We start from the raw sequence: 16,815 nt of genomic DNA, 5'->3' as shown, positions 1-16,815 counted from the left end.
CTGTCGCCGGGCAGGTGCCTGGAATCCGGTCACCGATGGGAGCGGTGCCGATCGAGGGGTTCGGCCGTGACGTCGGCACCGGCTTCCCGGTCGCGCGCGTCTGCGAGACCCAGCACGGTGGCGAATCCGGTGGCTAGGCAATCGGTCAGGTTCGCGATGTCGGGGACCGCGGCGGAGTCGGCGTTGACGCCGATGTAGCAGGTTCCCGCGTGCGACATCAAGGTCACGTTGACGGCCGTGCCGATGGTGGGGCTGAAGGCGTACATCCGATCGATCCGCGCCCCGGCGAGGTAGAGAGGCACCGGGGAACCGGGGACGTTCGAGGCGACGAAGTCGACGTGTTTGAGCATCCCGGTGACCATCGCGACCGGCAGCCGGTTGAACGCCGCCGCGACGGCGCCGGACAGCGGTATCGCCGGCTCGCGTCGCCAACCATCGACCGTGCCGTTGACGGCCCGCATCAACTCCTCGGGAGCGAGGATGTCGACCGGCAACGAGAAACGCGCGAGAGTGATCCGGTTGCCGCCGAGCGGATCATCGGCGGTGCGAAGACTGATCGGCATGGTCAGCCGCAGCCGACCGATCTTCGCCCCGTACCGGTAGTGATAGATGCGTAGTCCGATGATCACCGCGGTCAGGAAAGCGTCGTTCATAGTGCAACCCGCGGCCCGCGCCGCGCGGTGCAGCTGCTCGACGGGCACATCGAGCACCGCCAGCCGACGACCCAGACCGCGCTCGGTCATCACCGGCGACATCGTCGCGGTAATGGGCTTGACCAGGCGAGCCAGCGAGGCCGCGAGCGTGACGCCGTCGCGTGCCGCCCGCGCGGGATGCGCGACGACGCGCCATGCGATCTGCCGCGTCGTACGGATCCCGCCGCGGACAAGATCCGAACCCACCGACCGATTCCACGCCACGATGTCACGCAGCACACCGTCGCTCTCGCGCGGCGGCTCGGGCGGATGGCCGCGATCGGTCTCGGCTCGATCGACGTCGAACAGCGCCGTGGCGATCTGAATGCCGCCGATGCCATCGGTGAGGCTGTGGTGCACTGTCATCACCAGCGCGCAGCCACCCGTCGAACCGCTGAGCAGGGTGATGCGCCACAGCGGGCGGGCCGGATCGAAGGCCGTCATCGCCTCGGTGCGCGCGAATTCGAGGACCGTCGACATGTTCGCCGATGCCGGCAACGCCGCCCGTCGCAGGTGCCAGGACAGGTCGAAACCTGGATCGAGGGCCCAGCGCGGCGGAGTCAACCCGAACGGCGCGATGACCAGCCGATGCCGCAACTTCGGCACGAGACGGGTGCCACGCTCGATCGTGCGCACCAGCCGATCCCAGTCCGGATCGGTATCGAGGACCAGGACCGAGACGATCGTCGAACGCAGGACCGGATCCCGCTCCATCTTCCACGAGAACAGGTCCGATTGCGACATGTGAGATTCGCGGGGGCCCATCGTCTGTTGCCTTCGTGTTCGTCGTAGTTCCGTACTACCAAGTCTGCTCGCTCCGCTGATAAGGGCATAGGTCATCTGCTGCCGGTGTCGATGGCCCCTGCCGCAGCGCCCGACGCGGGAGCACAGTGGTAGTTACCAGGCCGCGTGTACGTTGACGTAGCACGGGAAAGTCCATGTCGAGAGGATCCGTGAAGGTTTTTGCGATGTTGTTCGATGACCGCCGTGACGCCGGACGCCAGCTGGCGCGGCGGCTGGAATACCTCCGCGGCGAGGATGCCGTCGTAGTCGGCCTGCCGCGGGGCGGAGTCCCCGTCGGTTTCGAGATCGCTCAGGCTCTGGATGCGCCGCTGGATGCGATCGTGGTGCGCAAACTCGGCGTCCCCTATCAACCGGAACTCGCCTTCGGAGCGATCGGCGAGGACGACGTCCTCGTGATCAACGACAACGTCGTCGCCCACACGAAGCTCACGCCCGAGGAAATGGCGACGGTGGAGCGCCGCGAACGCGAGGAACTGGCGCGACGTGTCGAACTGCTGCGGCGCACACGCCCGCGTGTCCCGCTGGCGGGTCGCACCGTAATTGTCGTCGACGACGGCATCGCCACCGGTGCCACAGCGCGGGCCGCCTGCCAGGTGGCGCGGGCGCACGGTGCACGCCGCGTCGTGCTGGCCGTGCCGGTCGCGCCCGGCGACACGCTGGCGATGCTGAAGGACGAATCCGACGAGCTGATATGCCTGCACACACCGACTCGGTTCGGCGCCGTCGGCTTTTGGTACCGGCGGTTCGGCCAGGTCCGCGACACCGAGGTCACCGAGCTGCTGCGCCGGTCGTCCGATCATCCGCGGGAGCTACAACCAGGTTCTGCGAGCGATCCGCCCCTGTGCGACGACGAGGTGCGCTTCCGAGCCGGAGAGGTCGAACTGACCGGGCATCTCACCATTCCGGAGAACCCGATCGGGATGGTGGTGTTCGCCCACGGCAGCGGCAGCAGCCGTCACAGCCCGCGCAACCGCTACGTGGCCGAGGTGCTGAACCGATCCGGGCTGGGCACGCTGCTGTTCGACCTGCTCACCGTGGACGAAGAGGGTTATCGGGCACGGGTTTTCGATGTCGAGCTGCTGTCGCGGCGACTGATCGAAGCCACCGTCCGGCTGACCGGTCGAGACGAGGCCGCCGGCCTGCGGATCGGATACTTCGGAGCCAGTACCGGTGCCGCCGCGGCGTTGCGGGCGGCGGCCGCCCCTGACGTGCAGATCGCCGCGGTGGTATCGCGCGGCGGCCGACCGGATCTCGCCGGTCCGGCACTGGCCGCGGTGCGCGCACCGACACTGCTGATCGTCGGCGGTGACGACCATGCCGTGCTGGAGCTGAACCGCCGCGCAGCGCAGGAGATGTCGTGTGAGACAGCGCTGGAGGTAGTGCCCGGCGCCACACATCTGTTCATGGAACCCGGCGCACTGGAGCAGGTCGCCGAACTCGCCCGCGACTGGTTGGTCGGCCGGCTGTCGCCCGAGCCCGGCGCTTGATGACCAGCCAGTTCCTACTGGCCTGGTTGCCGCCGATCATTGGAGGCCGTGCGCTTGCTCGAGCTTCCGCCGGCGGAGCGAAGAAGGCAGTTTGCACGAATACGACACCGGGTGGCCTCCGGCAGAGGCCACCCGGCAAAAACGTGGAGGAGCGGTGAGAGCCTTAGACGACCGCGGGGCGGCGGGCGGCGTTGTCGGCGATGGCCGCGACGATTTCGTCGAACAGCGGCGCGGGGATGTCGTGGCCCATCGCCTGGAAGGGCAGGTAGATCGATCCGGGGATCGCCGCGTGGGTGGCCTCGCCGCCGGCGATCTTGATGAGCGAATCCTCGGCGCCGTGAATGACCAGCGCGGGCAGCTGCAACTGCTGGAGGCGCCTCCTGCGGTCGGGAGCGATGACGGCCGCGGTCACCTGGCGTGCCGGGCCGTCGGGGTGGCGCGCGCGGTCGTAGGCCTGGGTCGCGAGCGCGCGGCGGCGCTCCCTGTCGGCGTAGGTCTTCGAGCCGATGAGGGTGTAGAGGTCGACGGTCTGCTCGATCGCCTCCTCACGATCCGAGGGCAGCGGTTTGGTCAGCTCTTGGAGTACCTCCCCATCGGCCATGCCGATGCTGATGTGCGGGGTGCTCATGATCGAACACAGCGACAGCACCCGCGCGGGGTGCTCGATCGCGAGTAGCTGGGCGACCATCCCGCCCATCGAGGCGCCGACGACGTGCGCCTGCTCGATGCCGAGATGATCGAGCAGCTCGACGGAGTCGCGCGCGATCGCCCTCAGGAAGTACTGGCGCGGCGTGATCTTCCACTCGGTCAGACCGCTGTCGCGGTTGTCGGGACGGATCACCCGGTAGCCGCGCTCGCCGAGGCGGTCGACGATTTCCTGGGGCCAGTGGATCAGCTGCGAGCTGAGCCCCATGATCATCAGCAGCGGTTTCCCCGACGGATCACCCTCGTCGCGGTAGCACATCCTGACCTCGGACAGATCAGCGAATCGGTCGCGCTCATCGATCATGACAAACCTCCCGAAAGTTGTGTACGACGATGGCAAACATACAGCAAGCAGTACGTTGTGATGCGAAATCGTCGCTAAATCAACGTGGACACGTCAGCGGCGGCGATATTCGGTCAGCTGCCAGCAAAAACCTGGCGCATCGCTAGCCAGGCAGCGGTGCGATCGATCGCGGAGCGTGTTTTGTGACTTCCGCCTTTGCCGTGATGTTGCGTGCCATGCCGCCGAACACGAGCGCGTGGAAGGGGGCGACGGACTGCCAGTACGCATGTCCGGCCAGTCCTCGTGGTTCGAACACCGCGCATTGGCGGTACAGCGCGCCGCCCGTGGGTGTCGGTGTGACGGATAGTTCGAGCCACGCCCGTCCGGGAATGCGCATCTCCGCGCGCAGCCGCAGCAACCGTGGACGTTCGAGGGTTTCGACGCGCCACCAATCGAGCGCCTCACCCTGGCGGAGGGTATGTGGATGTCGCCGTCCCCGACGTAGACCGACACCGCCGACGATTCGATCCAGCCACCCACGAAGTGCCCACGCGAGCGGGAACGAGTACCAGCCATGTTCCCCGCCGACCGATTCGATCACCGACCACAGAACGTCGGGATCCGCGTGAGTCGGTCGTTCGCGGAGATCGCGGTACAGCGAGCCGCCCGACCAATCGGGATCCGACGGCAATGGATCCGAGGGTGTTTGCGGTGGACTGGCATCCGACCAGCGGGTCGGAACGTCGAGATCTCGAATTCTGGTGAGTGCCAGCGTCACCGCCTCGCGGAACGGTATCGGCCCGGCCGGCGGGTCCGGGATGATCAGTGAAACGGCATGGTCGGAACACGCGACGTCGTTGATCAGCGACTCCATCAACGGAATCGCGATCGCGCGTGGCACCGGTGTCACCAAGTTGACCCACTGGCCAGACAGCCAGGGCGTCAGGAGAGGTACGGGGATGACGACACGACGAGGCAGCTGCGCCAGTTCGGCATACGTCCTCATCATTTCCTCGTAGGTGACGACGTCCGGGCCTCCGATATCGAAGGCGCCGACCTGATCCGGCGCCAATTCCGCGCCCTGTACCAGGTAATAGAGGACGTCGCGGACAGCGATCGGTTGAACTCTGTTCCGGACCCACCGGGGCGTGACCATGACGGGTAGCCGCTCGGTGAGGTAGCGAAGCATCTCGAAGCTCGCGGAGCCGGACCCGATGACTACACCCGCGCGCAGCACCAGCGTCGGGACGGGCGAGGCCAGGAAGATCTGTCCGACTTCCGCGCGCGATGCCAGGTGACGCGAGAGCGGTTGTCCCGGGGGAGTGATGCCGCCGAGGTAGATGATGCGACTCACCCTTGCCGTCGCGGCGGCAGCGGCGACGCGAGCTGCGGCCGCACGGTCGATCTCTCCGAAATCCGCACGGTCGAGCGAATGTACGAGGTAGTAGAGCACTTCCTGCTCTGCGACGGCATCGCGGACATCCTCATCGCTGAGGACATCGCCGCGCATGATCTCGACCCGATCCCGCCAGGGAGCGTGGGCGAGCTTTCCCGGGCTACGCGCGACCACGCGTACCGAGTGACCGGCTCGGAGAAGCTCCGGAACCAGACGGCCTCCGATGTATCCGCTCGCTCCGAACACCACGCATCGCATGTCCGCACCTCGCATCCTCATATACGCATCGTCTGTGCATCAATTCGACGCTACCCCGAGAGGTGTTGAACGGCGAGTCCCGATGTTCCCGCCGACTCGGTGCGTTTCCGCTCGGCTGCCTGTGTCGCTTAGGTGTCGACCGCCGTGCGCGGGCGGGTTGGTGTGATGACAATTCTCGCGACACACTGTCGAGCACGATCGAGTTGTGCCGTTCCACCGTGCCGCCGTGGTCGCGATCCAGCTGCGCTTCCGCAGGGAATGCCTGATTGAATCGAATATGCATCGTTTTCGCGGTACGATGGACGAGACCGCTCTGGCGAACTGTCGGAACCGACGAGCCGCCCGGTGGTCGATCGTGCCGCGATCGACCGTTGCCGCGCGCTGATCGCCGCATCCGGCGCGCCCGCATACGTCGAGGCGATGATTGCCGATCGCGTCGAAACGGCCACGGACGCGCTCAGCGAAAGCTCGTTCGGGATCGGGCAGCGGGTGGCGCTGGAACAGATGGCGATGCTGTGCACCGCGCGGCAGCGGTAGAGGAGGCATACGATGCGCACTGTCACAGGCCGCGTCGAACTGGATGCGGCAGGTATCACCGATCGATCGCTACGACGTTCATATGAACACTGCCGGGCGCTCAATGCCCGGCACGGCAAGACGTTCTTTCTGGCCACCCGGTTGCTCGCTCCCGACCAGCGACCCGGCGTGCACGCGCTCTACGGCTTCGCCCGCCGGGCGGACGACATTCTCGACGATCTGGATCCACGGCTCGGAACCGCCGAGCGAGCATCCCAATTGGACAGTCTGGCAGCCAAATTCACAGCGGGTGATACGGCCGGCGATCCGGTGCTGGCCGCGGTGCTGCACACCGCCGACCGTTACCACATACCGGAAGATCTCTTCGACTCCTTTCTCGCGTCGATGCGAATGGATCTGTCGGTCACCGACTATCCCGATCGCGTGACATTGGATCGCTACGTCTACGGATCGGCCGAAGTGATCGGTCTGCAACTGCTGCCGATTCTGGGCACGACGGCATCGGAGCAGGACGCGGCGCCGTATGCGGCCGCGCTGGGAAAGGCGTTTCAGCTCACCAACTTTCTGCGCGATATCGACGAGGATCTAGCCCGCGACCGCGTTTATCTGCCCGCCGACGAACTGGCCGCTCACGGCGTGGACCGGGAACTGCTCGTGTGGTGCCGCCGGTACGGCCGCGCGGATGTCCGGGTGCGCCGCGCACTCGCCGCGCAGCACGAAATCACCAGGCAGATATACGACTTTGCGCGTGGAGGCATCGAACGGCTGGTACCGCGGTCTCGTCCCTGCGTGGCGACCGCGCTACTGCTGTACTCCGAGATTCTCGACCGCATCGAGGACGTCGATTTCGAAGTGTTCGGCCATCGCGCCACCGTCGGCACCCGGCGGCGAGTTCGAGTGGGTACCGAGGGCCTGCTGCGCGCGTGGGTGGCGCGCAGCAAGCAGTGCGGCGGTTGTGTCAGACCGTGATGACGACTTTCGCTCGCGCATGCTCGGTTTCGAGGTAGTGGATGGCCGCCGCCGCCTCGCTGAGCGGGTAAGTCCGTTCGATCACCGGTGTGAGCTTCCCGGCTTCGGCCAGCTCGCCGAGCGCGGTCAGATTGTCGGCGCGCTGCACTACTTGGAGGACGTCCACCCAGCGAGCGAAGCGCGCCAACACCATTCCCGTCACCATGAGCGCCATCGGCCCGACAACCGAACCCCCGCGGTACACACCGCCGCCGGACAGAACGAGCCTTCCATCCGGTGTCAGCACTCGCCGCAAATCGGACAACGAGTGGTTACCGACCAGGTCGAAGATCAGGTCGTAACGCACTGTGCCGCTGGTGAAGTCGTCCTCGGTGTAGTCGATGACCTGGTCCGCGCCGAGCGACCGCGTCTGCTCGATGTTCTTGGTGCTGCACACGCCGGTCACGTGCGCGCCGGAGGCTTTGGCGATCTGCACTGCGAACGTGCCGACGCCGCCGGACGCACCGTTGATCAGTACCCGGTGCCCCGGCTGGACCTGGCCGAGGTCACGCAGTCCTATGAGTGCGGTGTTGCCCGCCAAGGGAACCGCGGCCGCCTGCTCGAACGTCAGGCGAGCCGGTTTGTGCCCGACCACGGATTCCGGGGCGGCCACGTACTCGGCGAAGGCGCCATCGGACTCGCCGAACACCTCGTCACCGGCCTTGAACCGCGTCACGTTTCGCCCAACGGACTCCACCCGGCCCGCGAAATCGCGGCCGCGGATCTTCGCCCGCGGCCCGCGCAGTCCCATCATCGGCCGGGCCAGGTACGGATCTCCCCGCATCACATGCCAGTCGAGGGCGTTGACCGCGGCCGCGTACACCCGGACCAGAACCTCGTCGTCACCAGGCACCGGGACGGCGATCTCGCCGAACTCGAGAGCCTCCGGTGATCCGTACCGGTCCTGCATGATCGCTTTCACTGGGTTCTCCATTCGCGCTACCCGTTGGTGCCGAAACCGTAGATCGACACGCCAGGGCCGGACATCGGGGAAGCCCCTGAGACGAGCACTGATTTCAGTGCTCGACCGGATTGCGATGCGGGGCGGGTCGTCGTGTTGGCCGAGCACACCGCCAAGGACAGCAGCCCCAAGATCGTCGATCGCTGCACTCTGCCGCCGCCGGGCGAGTTCGCTCCTGCACTCGCCCGGCGGCCCACGCTCCGGCCCGGCCCGAATGCGAACCGACTGAAGCAGGTATCGATGAGCGAATCCCTCGCGTCCGCACCCGGCCGAGCCGATCGGATGCCGCCGTTGCCGGACGCCGAACTCACCGCGGTGCAGCACGAGGCCGTCCGGCGCCTGTCCGCCGGACGCGCGGCAGCGGCTACGAGCTGCCCGGTGCCTGCTCGGCGAGCCGATCTGCCGCGTAGGCCCTCGACTGCTCGATTCGGCTCCGTTCGTCACCCATGCCGACGAGCAGGTCCACGGTCGCGGGGCCGAGGATATTGGTGGCGGCGTGCCCTTCGTGTCCGAGGTAGCCGGTGATTTCGAGCAGGACCACGCCGTGCACCAAACTCCAGAGCCGTCCCGCGACATCGGCGACCGGGTCCGCGCGGATGCGACCGGCCTCGATCATCCGCTCGACGACGTGCATCATCTGGTTGAAAGACGTTGCTTCGACGGCGGATTCGGCGGGCGTGCCGGTGGCGCTGAGGTTCCCGGCCGCCGGGCGGGTGGTCTGCGGGGAGACCAGCCCGAACATCAGCCGGTAGCGCTGCGGATTGGCGAGTGCGTAGCTGCGGTACGCGTTGCCCGCCGCGAAGAAGTCGGCGACCGGATCGTTCGTCTCGGGAACGGCGAGTGCGGCGCCGAAGCGTGCGAATGCCTCCGCCGCGACGGCGTCGAGCAGTTCGTTCATGCCGCCGAAATGCGTGTACACGGCCATCGTGGACGCACCGATCTCGGCGGCGACTGTGCGCGCCCGCAACGCCTCCGGTCCCACCTCTTCCAGTAACCGGATGCTTGCCTCGATCAGTCGCGCTCGCGGGCTCTGGGCGGGCTGTCCTTTCGGCTTCCGTTCAGCTGGGATCCGCGCTATCCGGCCCGCATCGGCGTGCTGCCCCGAGACGGCGACAATGCCGATGTCCGCTGGTTCGATATCGAGCCTTGCTACGTCTTCCACCCGATGAACGCCTACGACGACGGCGAAACCGTCGTGCTCGATGTCGTGCGTCATCCGAAGATGTTCGACCGGAATACCGCAGGCCCGTGGGAAGGGCCGCCCACGCTGGATCGCTGGGTCGTGGACCTGGCGGGAGGGCGGGTCCGCGAGTCGCGGCTCGACGATCGGGCGCAGGAGTTCCCGCGCGTCGACGAACGCCTGGTCGGTAGGCGGCATCGGTACGGGTACGCGTCCGCGGTCGGGACAGGTTTGGGAGGAAGCCCGGTATTGCTGAAGCACGACCTCGACGCGAGGACGTCGCGCACCCGATCATTCGGTGCGGGAAAGGTCGTGGGGGAGTTCGTCTTCCAGCCTGCTGCCGCCGATTCCGGTGAAGACGATGGCGTTCTGATGGGGTATGTCACCGATCTCCCCGCCGACCGCAGCGAGTTGGCGATCCTCGACGCCGGGACGCTGGAGACGATCGCGAATATTCCGTTGCCACATCGCGTTCCGGCCGGCTTCCACGGGAACTGGGTTCCGACCGCCAGTATCACAGCGACCTGATGCCCCACCCGGATCGGTGAGGAGAGGGCGCTCCCAGCTTGTTGCCAGTCGGATTCAGTGGGTGGTCGGTGATGCTGTCGCAAGCGCTGATGGGCATCGGCTCGGTGGCTTTGGTGTATGCCGCGGTGCAGCGACCCCGGCGGCGGGGTTGATCGCCGGGGTCGCGTTGGCTGGCACGCCCGTCGCGGCGCTGATGTTCCGGTACGACAACCCCGATGCGCTGTTGACGTTCCTGATGGTGGTCGCCGGGTACTGCGCCGAAGAAGCTGTGAACCGTTGCGTGCGTCGGCTTTACGAGGTGCGGATCTCTGGGACTGTTGCCATCCCGGCGAAATGAGTAAGGAGACCGTCGGTCACGGCCGCACCTCGAGTGTGGCTTGCAGCGCCGCTCGGGTCGATGTGGATTCGATACCGAATTTCTCGGTCGCGGCCGTGGAATCGACCACGAACGGGCGATCGAACTGGTAGCGCAACTCGCGTATTTCACGGGCGTCGGCGTTGAACAGGCCGGCGGCCCGCAGCATTGCCGATGGCATGCGGCGGACTCGTGCCGGGGACGCGCCCGCGAGCGTGGCCGTCAGATCGGCGAGGGCGCGGACCGACAGGGGAGCGGCGGTGGGCGCGTGCCATGCTCTGCCCCAGGATGTTTCGTCATCGGCCACCGCGAGGAGGGTACGTGCCACGTCGTGGATGGCTGTCCAGCTGTGCGGAGCGTCGGGGTCGCCGGGGAACAGTGCGGTCTTGCCTGCGATGGCGGCGGGCAGGACCACGGCGGTGAAAGTCGAGTTGGCTCCGGCTCCCAGGTAGTCGGATCCGCGGACTTCCGCGGTGCGAATGCGGCCGTCGCGATGCGCGGTCAGGGCTTCGTTCCAGAGATCGGCGCGGATCCGCCCCTTGGTGGAGTTGGGGCGCAGGGGGTGGGATTCGTCGACCGGGCCGTCGAATTCGCCGTAGCCGTAGAGGTTTCCGACGGTGAGCAGGAGCGCGCCGGAGGCTTCGGCCGCGTCGATCGCGGCGTGGATGAGCGGCGGGAAGCCGGTGGCCCACCGGGCGTATTCGAGCCCGGCGCAGTGATGCAGTGCGGTCGCTCCCGCGCACTGGGCGGTGAGGTTCGCGGCGTCGGTGGCATCGACCCGGATGCGTGCGATGCGCGGATGCTCGGGTCCCGATCCGCTGCGGGTGAGCAGGCGAACATCGTCGCCCCGCTCGGCCAGCAGGAGTGCGGCGGCCGATCCGACGGGGCCGGCTCCGACGACGACGTGCAGGGACATGGTGGTCCTCGATCCTGTTCAAGTGTTCCGTTTCGAGAACAGCGTTCTCGCGACGCTTTCACGCTAGATGCCGAGGTCGAAGGCTGTCAAGAACAGTGTTCTCGAAACGGCCTACTGTTCTCTTTTTGGCCACGCGTTCTCTACACTGGCGGTATGTCCGCCCCTTCGCTACGAGCCCGTGTTCGCACGGAAATGATCGAGGAGATCAAGGCCGTCGCGCGCCGCCGACTGGCGGTGGACGGGGCCACTCTCTCGCTGCGCGGGGTCGCGCGCGATATGGGCATCGTCGCTTCGGCGCTCTACCGGTACTTCCCCAGCCGCGACGACCTGCTGACCGCGCTGATCCTGGAAGGCTACGAATCCCTCGGCGCGGCAGCCACTTCCGCTGCGGCGGCAGTGCCGGAGGGTGATTACCGGGGCCGATGGATCGCCGTCTGCACCGCTGTTCGCGACTGGGCGCTGGCCCACCCGACCGAATACGGCCTGCTCTACGGCAGCCCGGTCCCTGGATACAACGCCCCGCAAGACACCATCCGCCCAGCCTCGACCGTCGTCCTCCTGCTTTCCGACATAGCGATCGCTGCGACGGCCGCGGGACGCATCGACCCCCCGTCAGTGCCAACACTGCTCCCCGCACCCGTCCGCGCGGATCTCCGTGCGCTGATCGACCAACGAGCACAGGCCGAAGAACTTACCACCGACCTCCCCGAGGACACACTCGGCCGTGTATTCGCCGCCTGGACACAGCTTTTCGGCCTCGTCAGCTTCGAGATCTACGGCCGCCTCGAAGGCACCATCGAAGCCCGGGCCGACTACTTCCACCACCAGATGAACCTGATGGCCGACCTCGTCGGACTGCCGAACGCCCAGGCCATGTAGCTCCAGCCACCCTCCAGCACACGTCGCGGCCCATGTCGGCGGCATGCAGTTTGGCGACGGAAACGTCCAAAGGCTGTGGGAACCTCCCCTTTTCGGCGACCACCGCGCCGATGCCCTTCACTCCCGGTGTCGCGTTCAGTTGCGCGAAGGTGATGGGCAGGTCGTAATCCGGTGCGTCGGTGATGAAGCGCTCGCTGCCATTGACGACGATCTCGTCGCCGCCGTTCGCGGCCGAGGGTGCCCGGGTGGCGTGCTGCGGCAGGCGAATCGAGTGCGCCGGGCGGTGAAGCGCGCGATCCGCGACGCGGGCTGTTCGACGCGAACCGTTGCGCTCGGCGCGGACGCGGTCTCCGCCTGGGGTCGTGCGGCCCCAGGCGGAGATGCGTCCGAACACTCTGCGGTGGTGGCGATTCCGGACCGATTGAGCGGGCGGTTTCACCACGAACGGTTTCGCAACTACCGCTGGCTCAGCTGGACCCAGGCGGTTACAGGCAGAAGCTGATCTCGATCTGGCCGACCGGGATACCGGTGCACACTTCCACCGAACCCGACGTGGGAGTGGCGATGGGGTGTGCGGCGGCGGTGCCGGCGCTGAGAGCGCCTGCGGACAGCGCTAGGGCGGTGATGGCAAGTGGGCGGGCAATTCTGGAGGTCATACTTCATCCTCTGGTCGTGCAATGTGATGCGTCCCAGGTTCGGGACGGGGCCCATCAGAACACGTTCTCATTACCCGCGGGTAGCCCTGTGCGGTCGCCCTGTGGAGTTAACAAAGTATCGGCGAAAGTTTGTGTTAATCCGTTTAACAGCGGCCGGGCGCCGATATCGACGTTGACGCGGCCCGGCAAGCGGCCCGCGAACCGACTCCCACTCGCGCCTAGACCACCGCCCTCGGCGGCTTCGTGAGGTGCAACCGACCAGAGGCAAGGGCGACGGCAGGTGGTCAGGTCTGCGTACTTGTGTCACCTGGACCAGCGGAGAACCTCGAGTGTCGCGCCGACCGCGACTGTGTTGGTCGCGAAGGGTCGAGGCAGTAGCTCGTCGACCCGTGCCAGGCGACGCACGACCGTGCCGCGGTGGGTGTAGAGCCGATCTGCCATCCGGGTGAGTGCACTCCGAGGAAGCCTTGTTCTCGCGCGGATGCGAAGGTCCGGTACGGCTGGACGCGACCGGTGCGCATAGCCGACCATGGCTGACATGTTGCTCACGCGCGAGGCCGATCTGTTCGAAAGCTCCAGGGGCCGCCTGGAGGCGATCGCCTACCGCCTGCTGGGCTCGGCCAGCGACGCCGAGGACGCGGTGCAGGAGACGTATCTACGTTGGCAGGCCGCCGACCGCGAGTACGTGGAGACGCCCGAGGCGTGGCTGACCAAGGTGCTCACCAATCTCTGCCTCAACCAGCTCACCTCGGCCCGAGCGCGCCGGGAAACCTATGTGGGGCAATGGCTTCCGGAGCCGGTGTTGGCCGGTGGCCCGATGCTGGGCCCGGCCGACACCGTCGAACAGCGTGAATCGGTGTCGATCGCCATGCTCACGCTCATGGAGCGGCTCACCGCCAAGGAGCGCGTGGTGTACGTGCTGCGCGAGGCCTTCGGCTATCCGCACCACGAGATAGCCGACCTGCTCGACATCACCGAATCCAATTGCCAGCAGGTCTATCGCCGCGCCAAACAGCACTTGGCCGTGGAACGGGCGCGCATCGAGGTGGACGAGGCCGCCGCCCGCCGGATCGTGGAGGAATTCCTGGCCGCGGCGGTCAGCGGCCGGACCGACGAGCTGGTGCGGTTGCTTACCGATGACGCCGCCATCATCGGCGACGGCGGCGCCTTCTTCGCCACCTTGAACAGGCCGCTCGTCGGCGCCGAGCGCATCGCGCTGTTCGTGCGGCTCGCCATCAAACCCTCGGGCACCAAGTGGGACAAGCTCGGCGGCAAGCCCACGCCGTTCGCCGCGATCGTCAATGGCAGGCCCGCGCTGGTCCTGGCGGCCGAGGATCGGATCGTCGGCGTCGTGGTGCTGGAGGTGACCACCGACGGCATCGCCGCCGTGCACGCCCACGTCAATCCCGACAAGCTGGCGCACGCCAACCGCCAGTGGGCCACGTACGCACCGGGAGCGCCCCTGCCCGATCTATGGTGAACCACATCACAGTCCGCTCCTGTCAGCATTCGTGAGGCTGTCCGGTTCAAGGTCCGAACCCACCGAGACAGGAGCAACACCATGAAGCACCGCATCGTCGTCCTCGGAGCCGGGTACGCCGGAGCCATCGCCGCCGGCCGCCTGGCCAAGCGACTGCACCGCGACGACGTCGAGATCGCCCTGGTCAACGCCGATCCCGACTTCGTCGAACGGGTGCGCCTGCACCAGCTCGCCGCCGGGCAGGACCTGCCGGTCCGCCCACTGCGGAAGATGTTCGCGGGCACCGGCGTTCAGGTGCGCATCGCATGGGTCGATTCGGTGGACGCGGACCGCAAGACCGTCGAACTGATCGGCGAGCAGGGGGCCGAGACCCTCGCCTACGACACACTCGTCTACTCCCTGGGCAGCACCGTCGCCGATTTCGGCGTCCCCGGCGTCGTCGAGCACGCCCACCAGGTGGCGAGCAAGCAGGCCGCGCTGCGGCTGCGGGAACGCCTGAACCAGCTGCGGGCGGACGAGACCGTGCTGATCGTGGGTGGCGGCCTGACCAGCATCGAGATCGCCACCGAGATCGCGGAGGCGCGCCCGGATCTGAAGGTCGCCATGGCCGCGCGCGGCGGTGTCGGCGACTGGCTCGACGAGAAGGCACAGAGCCACCTGCACGGCGCGTTCGAACGCTTCGGTATCACCGTCCACGAGCACGCCGACGTCACCCGGGTCACCGAAGAGGGCGTGGCCACCCGATCGGGCGCGGAGATCCTCGCGCAAATGACCATCTGGACAGCGGGATTCGCCGTGCACCCGATCGCGGCCGCCAGCACACTCACCGTCTCCGAGGCCGGGCGGATCGTCGTCGACGCCACCCAGCGCTCGGTCTCGCACCCGGACGTGTACGCCTTCGGCGACGCCGCGCACGCCGCGGGAGTGGGCGGCAAGACGCTGCGCATGGGCTGCGCCACCGCCTCCCCGATGGCCTGGCTGGGCGCCGACGCCATTGCCGCCCGACTGACCGGACGTGAAGTCCCCGATGCCCCGATCGGCTACAACAGCCAGTGCATCAGCCTCGGCCGCCGCGATGCCATCGTGCAGAAGGTGACCAAGGAGGATCAGCCGACCTCGAAGGTCGACGTGGGCCACAAGGCCGCCCGCGTGAAGGAGCTGATCTGCAAGGCCACCGTGTGGAGCGTCAACCATCCGACCCTGATGGTGCCGAGCCGGCGTCGAAGCCTGGTCGAGACCGGCGCGGCGGCTCCGGTCGCGACCGTCTGAGCGCGCGGGTGCGGAGCCGGTGCAGGTCCGCCCCAGCGGGAACGAACTGGGGCGGGTCTCGATGGCTTCGAGCCGGTGCTTGCCCGCTGTGATCAGGCCGAACATCGTGTAAGTGGACTGTCAGGCCGACGTCAGCTCGGTGTAAGCCGGGCTGGCGACAGTATTCCTGTGAACAGCACAGCAATTGCGGCTTATGGGCTCCGGAAGGCATACGGGGACAAGACGATCCTCGATGGCATCGCTCAGAACATCGGTGCTGGCCCCTACCCGAGCCTGCGCACGGAATGGCTCGACCGACTCGCCCGCGTGATGCGGTACTTGCGCGGCGACCACGCCTTCGCCCAGTTGATCCGGTTCGCCCTGGTCGGCGGCTCCAGCAACATCGCCTATGTCCTGCTGTTCATGGCCACGAACGGGATCAGCCCGCTGGTCGCCAATATCGCAGGCTCGATCGTCAGCACGGTGATCGCGAACGAACTGCACCGGCGGCTCACCTTTCGCGCGGCCGGACGAGTCGGTTGGTTCACCGCACAGTGGGAAGGCGGCGGGCTGGCGCTGATCGGCCTTCTGATCAGCACGGCGGCGCTGGCCGGACTGGAGTTCCTGGCGCCCGGCCTCGGCGAGATCGCACAGGCGGGCGCCGTGACCGCCGTCATGGCGGCGGTCGGCGGTGTGCGGTTCCTGGTACTGCGCGGCTTCGTCTTCTGAAAGTTCGCCCATTTCGAATCAGGTTTGGCGTCAACCTCGTTGGGGGACGAGACACTGGCGGACCAGTTGGGCTGCCACGATGCCTGCATGGATGTCGAACTGCTGCCTGCACTCGCACCGGGCGTCGGTCCGCCGGAGCGGATCGAGTTGGGAGATCTGCTGATACGACGATGGCTGCCGGAGGACCTGGTGCCACAGTTCGATGCGATCACAGCGTCCTATGAACACATCCATCCCTGGATGGACTGGCTTGCCGAGCCGACCACGCTGGAGCGGCAACGCGCATTCGGTGCGGCGGTCGCCGAGAGCTGGCCTACTGCCGATCGAGGCTTCCATTACGGCATCTTCGACGGCGATGGCAGGCTGCTCGGCGGGATCGGCCTGCTCGACGGCCTCGGTCCTCCAGCGGTCGAGATCGGTTACTGGTGCCATGTCGAGCACACCGGTCGTGGTGTGGTGACCCGTAGCGTGGCTGAGTTGACCCGCATCGCACTGACTTTGCCCGGTGTCGACCAGGTCGAGATCCATTGCGATGAAGCGAACCTTCGCAGCGCTGCGGTCGCTCGCCGGCTCGGTTATCGTCTCGATCGGATCGAGCCTCGCGAAAAGCGCGCTCCCGCAGAGTCCGGTCGCGGGATGTTTTGGATCAAGCAGGGTTCGGGTGGCTCTCCACCGCCGTGACACGGGCCCGGAGCAGGCAGAATTCGTTCCCC

General features: G+C 67.1%; 15 protein-coding genes and 3 pseudogenes. 10 read left to right on the top strand and 8 right to left on the bottom strand.

The window, feature by feature from the left end; translation table 11 throughout:
* Positions 1-29 precede the first annotated feature (29 nt).
* On the bottom strand, positions 30-1,436 hold the full coding sequence (locus ACRWNM_RS09900) for a wax ester/triacylglycerol synthase domain-containing protein (protein ID WP_431965792.1): 1,407 nt from the start codon (positions 1,434-1,436) through the stop codon (positions 30-32).
* 224 nt (positions 1,437-1,660) lie between these two features.
* Here ACRWNM_RS09900 and ACRWNM_RS09895 point away from each other — a divergent pair, with 224 nt between their 5' ends.
* Entirely contained in the window at positions 1,661-2,983 is a 1,323-nt protein-coding gene (locus ACRWNM_RS09895; protein WP_431965790.1) for a phosphoribosyltransferase family protein, read from the top strand.
* A gap of 163 nt (positions 2,984-3,146) precedes the next feature.
* Here ACRWNM_RS09895 and ACRWNM_RS09890 read toward each other — a convergent pair whose 3' ends face one another.
* Positions 3,147-3,992, bottom strand: coding sequence for an alpha/beta fold hydrolase (locus tag ACRWNM_RS09890; protein WP_431965788.1), 846 nt, complete (start codon positions 3,990-3,992; stop codon positions 3,147-3,149).
* A 142-nt stretch (positions 3,993-4,134) separates the two neighbouring features.
* The gene (locus ACRWNM_RS09885) at positions 4,135-5,625 is read right to left on the bottom strand and encodes an SDR family oxidoreductase (RefSeq protein WP_431965786.1); all 1,491 of its coding nucleotides are present in this window, start codon (positions 5,623-5,625) and stop codon (positions 4,135-4,137) included.
* Positions 5,626-5,970: 345 nt separating this feature from the next.
* On the opposite strand from ACRWNM_RS09885, the gene ACRWNM_RS09880 reads away from it, so the two are divergent.
* The gene (locus tag ACRWNM_RS09880; protein ID WP_431965784.1) at positions 5,971-6,162 is read left to right on the top strand and encodes a hypothetical protein; all 192 of its coding nucleotides are present in this window, start codon (positions 5,971-5,973) and stop codon (positions 6,160-6,162) included.
* A 12-nt stretch (positions 6,163-6,174) separates the two neighbouring features.
* Positions 6,175-7,131, top strand: coding sequence for a phytoene/squalene synthase family protein (locus tag ACRWNM_RS09875; protein ID WP_431965782.1), 957 nt, complete (start codon positions 6,175-6,177; stop codon positions 7,129-7,131).
* On the opposite strand, the gene ACRWNM_RS09870 is transcribed toward ACRWNM_RS09875, so the two are convergent.
* Entirely contained in the window at positions 7,121-8,092 is a 972-nt protein-coding gene (locus tag ACRWNM_RS09870) for an NAD(P)-dependent alcohol dehydrogenase (protein ID WP_431965780.1), read from the bottom strand. The two genes, ACRWNM_RS09875 and ACRWNM_RS09870, sit on opposite strands and share 11 nt — an antisense overlap.
* A 403-nt stretch (positions 8,093-8,495) precedes the next feature.
* Positions 8,496-9,293: a TetR/AcrR family transcriptional regulator gene (locus ACRWNM_RS09865; protein WP_431965778.1), complete on the bottom strand. Its 798-nt coding sequence runs from the start codon at positions 9,291-9,293 to the stop codon at positions 8,496-8,498.
* Here ACRWNM_RS09865 and ACRWNM_RS09860 point away from each other — a divergent pair.
* Together ACRWNM_RS09860 and ACRWNM_RS09855 are read left to right on the top strand one after the other, a co-directional pair.
* Positions 9,180-9,839, top strand: a pseudogene (locus tag ACRWNM_RS09860) (carotenoid oxygenase family protein); the annotation flags it as partial. The gene ACRWNM_RS09865 and the pseudogene ACRWNM_RS09860 sit on opposite strands and share 114 nt — an antisense overlap.
* A 50-nt stretch (positions 9,840-9,889) precedes the next feature.
* A pseudogene (locus ACRWNM_RS09855) lies at positions 9,890-10,113 on the top strand (glycosyltransferase family 39 protein); the annotation flags it as partial.
* A gap of 79 nt (positions 10,114-10,192) precedes the next feature.
* Here ACRWNM_RS09855 and ACRWNM_RS09850 read toward each other — a convergent pair.
* Positions 10,193-11,110, bottom strand: a complete 918-nt coding sequence (locus tag ACRWNM_RS09850; RefSeq protein ID WP_431965776.1) for an NAD-dependent epimerase/dehydratase family protein — start codon at positions 11,108-11,110, stop codon at positions 10,193-10,195.
* A gap of 153 nt (positions 11,111-11,263) precedes the next feature.
* Here ACRWNM_RS09850 and ACRWNM_RS09845 point away from each other — a divergent pair, with 153 nt between their 5' ends.
* Positions 11,264-11,989 (top strand): TetR/AcrR family transcriptional regulator, encoded by a 726-nt coding sequence (locus ACRWNM_RS09845; RefSeq protein ID WP_431965774.1) that lies wholly within the window; start codon positions 11,264-11,266, stop codon positions 11,987-11,989.
* A gap of 485 nt (positions 11,990-12,474) precedes the next feature.
* Here ACRWNM_RS09845 and ACRWNM_RS09840 read toward each other — a convergent pair whose 3' ends face one another.
* Complete coding sequence (locus ACRWNM_RS09840) at positions 12,475-12,645, bottom strand: hypothetical protein (protein WP_431965772.1); 171 nt, start codon at positions 12,643-12,645, stop codon at positions 12,475-12,477.
* Positions 12,646-12,948: 303 nt separating this feature from the next.
* A pseudogene (locus tag ACRWNM_RS09835) lies at positions 12,949-13,092 on the bottom strand (helix-turn-helix domain-containing protein); the annotation flags it as partial.
* 91 nt (positions 13,093-13,183) lie between these two features.
* Here ACRWNM_RS09835 and sigJ point away from each other — a divergent pair.
* The 4 genes from sigJ (at position 13,184) to ACRWNM_RS09815 (ending at position 16,783) form a co-directional block, all read left to right on the top strand.
* Positions 13,184-14,125 (top strand): RNA polymerase sigma factor SigJ, encoded by a 942-nt coding sequence (sigJ, locus tag ACRWNM_RS09830; protein WP_431965770.1) that lies wholly within the window; start codon positions 13,184-13,186, stop codon positions 14,123-14,125.
* An 81-nt stretch (positions 14,126-14,206) separates the two neighbouring features.
* Positions 14,207-15,394 (top strand): NAD(P)/FAD-dependent oxidoreductase, encoded by a 1,188-nt coding sequence (locus ACRWNM_RS09825; protein ID WP_431965768.1) that lies wholly within the window; start codon positions 14,207-14,209, stop codon positions 15,392-15,394.
* A gap of 309 nt (positions 15,395-15,703) precedes the next feature.
* On the top strand, positions 15,704-16,102 hold the full coding sequence (locus ACRWNM_RS09820) for a GtrA family protein (protein ID WP_431966167.1): 399 nt from the start codon (positions 15,704-15,706) through the stop codon (positions 16,100-16,102).
* An 87-nt stretch (positions 16,103-16,189) separates the two neighbouring features.
* Positions 16,190-16,783: a GNAT family N-acetyltransferase gene (locus tag ACRWNM_RS09815; protein ID WP_431965766.1), complete on the top strand. Its 594-nt coding sequence runs from the start codon at positions 16,190-16,192 to the stop codon at positions 16,781-16,783.
* Positions 16,784-16,815 lie beyond the last annotated feature (32 nt).

Source organism: Nocardia sp. bgisy134 (genome assembly GCF_965341865.1).
GTDB lineage: Bacteria > Actinomycetota > Actinomycetes > Mycobacteriales > Mycobacteriaceae > Nocardia.
Note: the sequence above shows the minus strand (reverse complement) of the source record. Positions and strands in the feature narration are given on the sequence as shown.

Bases quoted from the DNA above. Each gene is read 5' to 3' on its own strand.
- ACRWNM_RS09900 (WP_431965792.1), bottom strand. From the start codon at position 1,436: ATGTCGCAATCGGACCTGTTCTCGTGGAAGATGGAGCGGGATCCGGTC.
- ACRWNM_RS09895 (WP_431965790.1), top strand. From the start codon at position 1,661: ATGTTGTTCGATGACCGCCGTGACGCCGGACGCCAGCTGGCGCGGCGG.
- ACRWNM_RS09890 (WP_431965788.1), bottom strand. From the start codon at position 3,992: ATGATCGATGAGCGCGACCGATTCGCTGATCTGTCCGAGGTCAGGATG.
- ACRWNM_RS09885 (WP_431965786.1), bottom strand. From the start codon at position 5,625: ATGCGATGCGTGGTGTTCGGAGCGAGCGGATACATCGGAGGCCGTCTG.
- ACRWNM_RS09875 (WP_431965782.1), top strand. From the start codon at position 6,175: ATGCGCACTGTCACAGGCCGCGTCGAACTGGATGCGGCAGGTATCACC.
- ACRWNM_RS09850 (WP_431965776.1), bottom strand. From the start codon at position 11,110: ATGTCCCTGCACGTCGTCGTCGGAGCCGGCCCCGTCGGATCGGCCGCC.
- ACRWNM_RS09845 (WP_431965774.1), top strand. From the start codon at position 11,264: ATGTCCGCCCCTTCGCTACGAGCCCGTGTTCGCACGGAAATGATCGAG.
- ACRWNM_RS09840 (WP_431965772.1), bottom strand. From the start codon at position 12,645: ATGACCTCCAGAATTGCCCGCCCACTTGCCATCACCGCCCTAGCGCTG.
- sigJ (WP_431965770.1), top strand. From the start codon at position 13,184: ATGTTGCTCACGCGCGAGGCCGATCTGTTCGAAAGCTCCAGGGGCCGC.
- ACRWNM_RS09825 (WP_431965768.1), top strand. From the start codon at position 14,207: ATGAAGCACCGCATCGTCGTCCTCGGAGCCGGGTACGCCGGAGCCATC.
- ACRWNM_RS09820 (WP_431966167.1), top strand. From the start codon at position 15,704: ATGCGGTACTTGCGCGGCGACCACGCCTTCGCCCAGTTGATCCGGTTC.
- ACRWNM_RS09815 (WP_431965766.1), top strand. From the start codon at position 16,190: ATGGATGTCGAACTGCTGCCTGCACTCGCACCGGGCGTCGGTCCGCCG.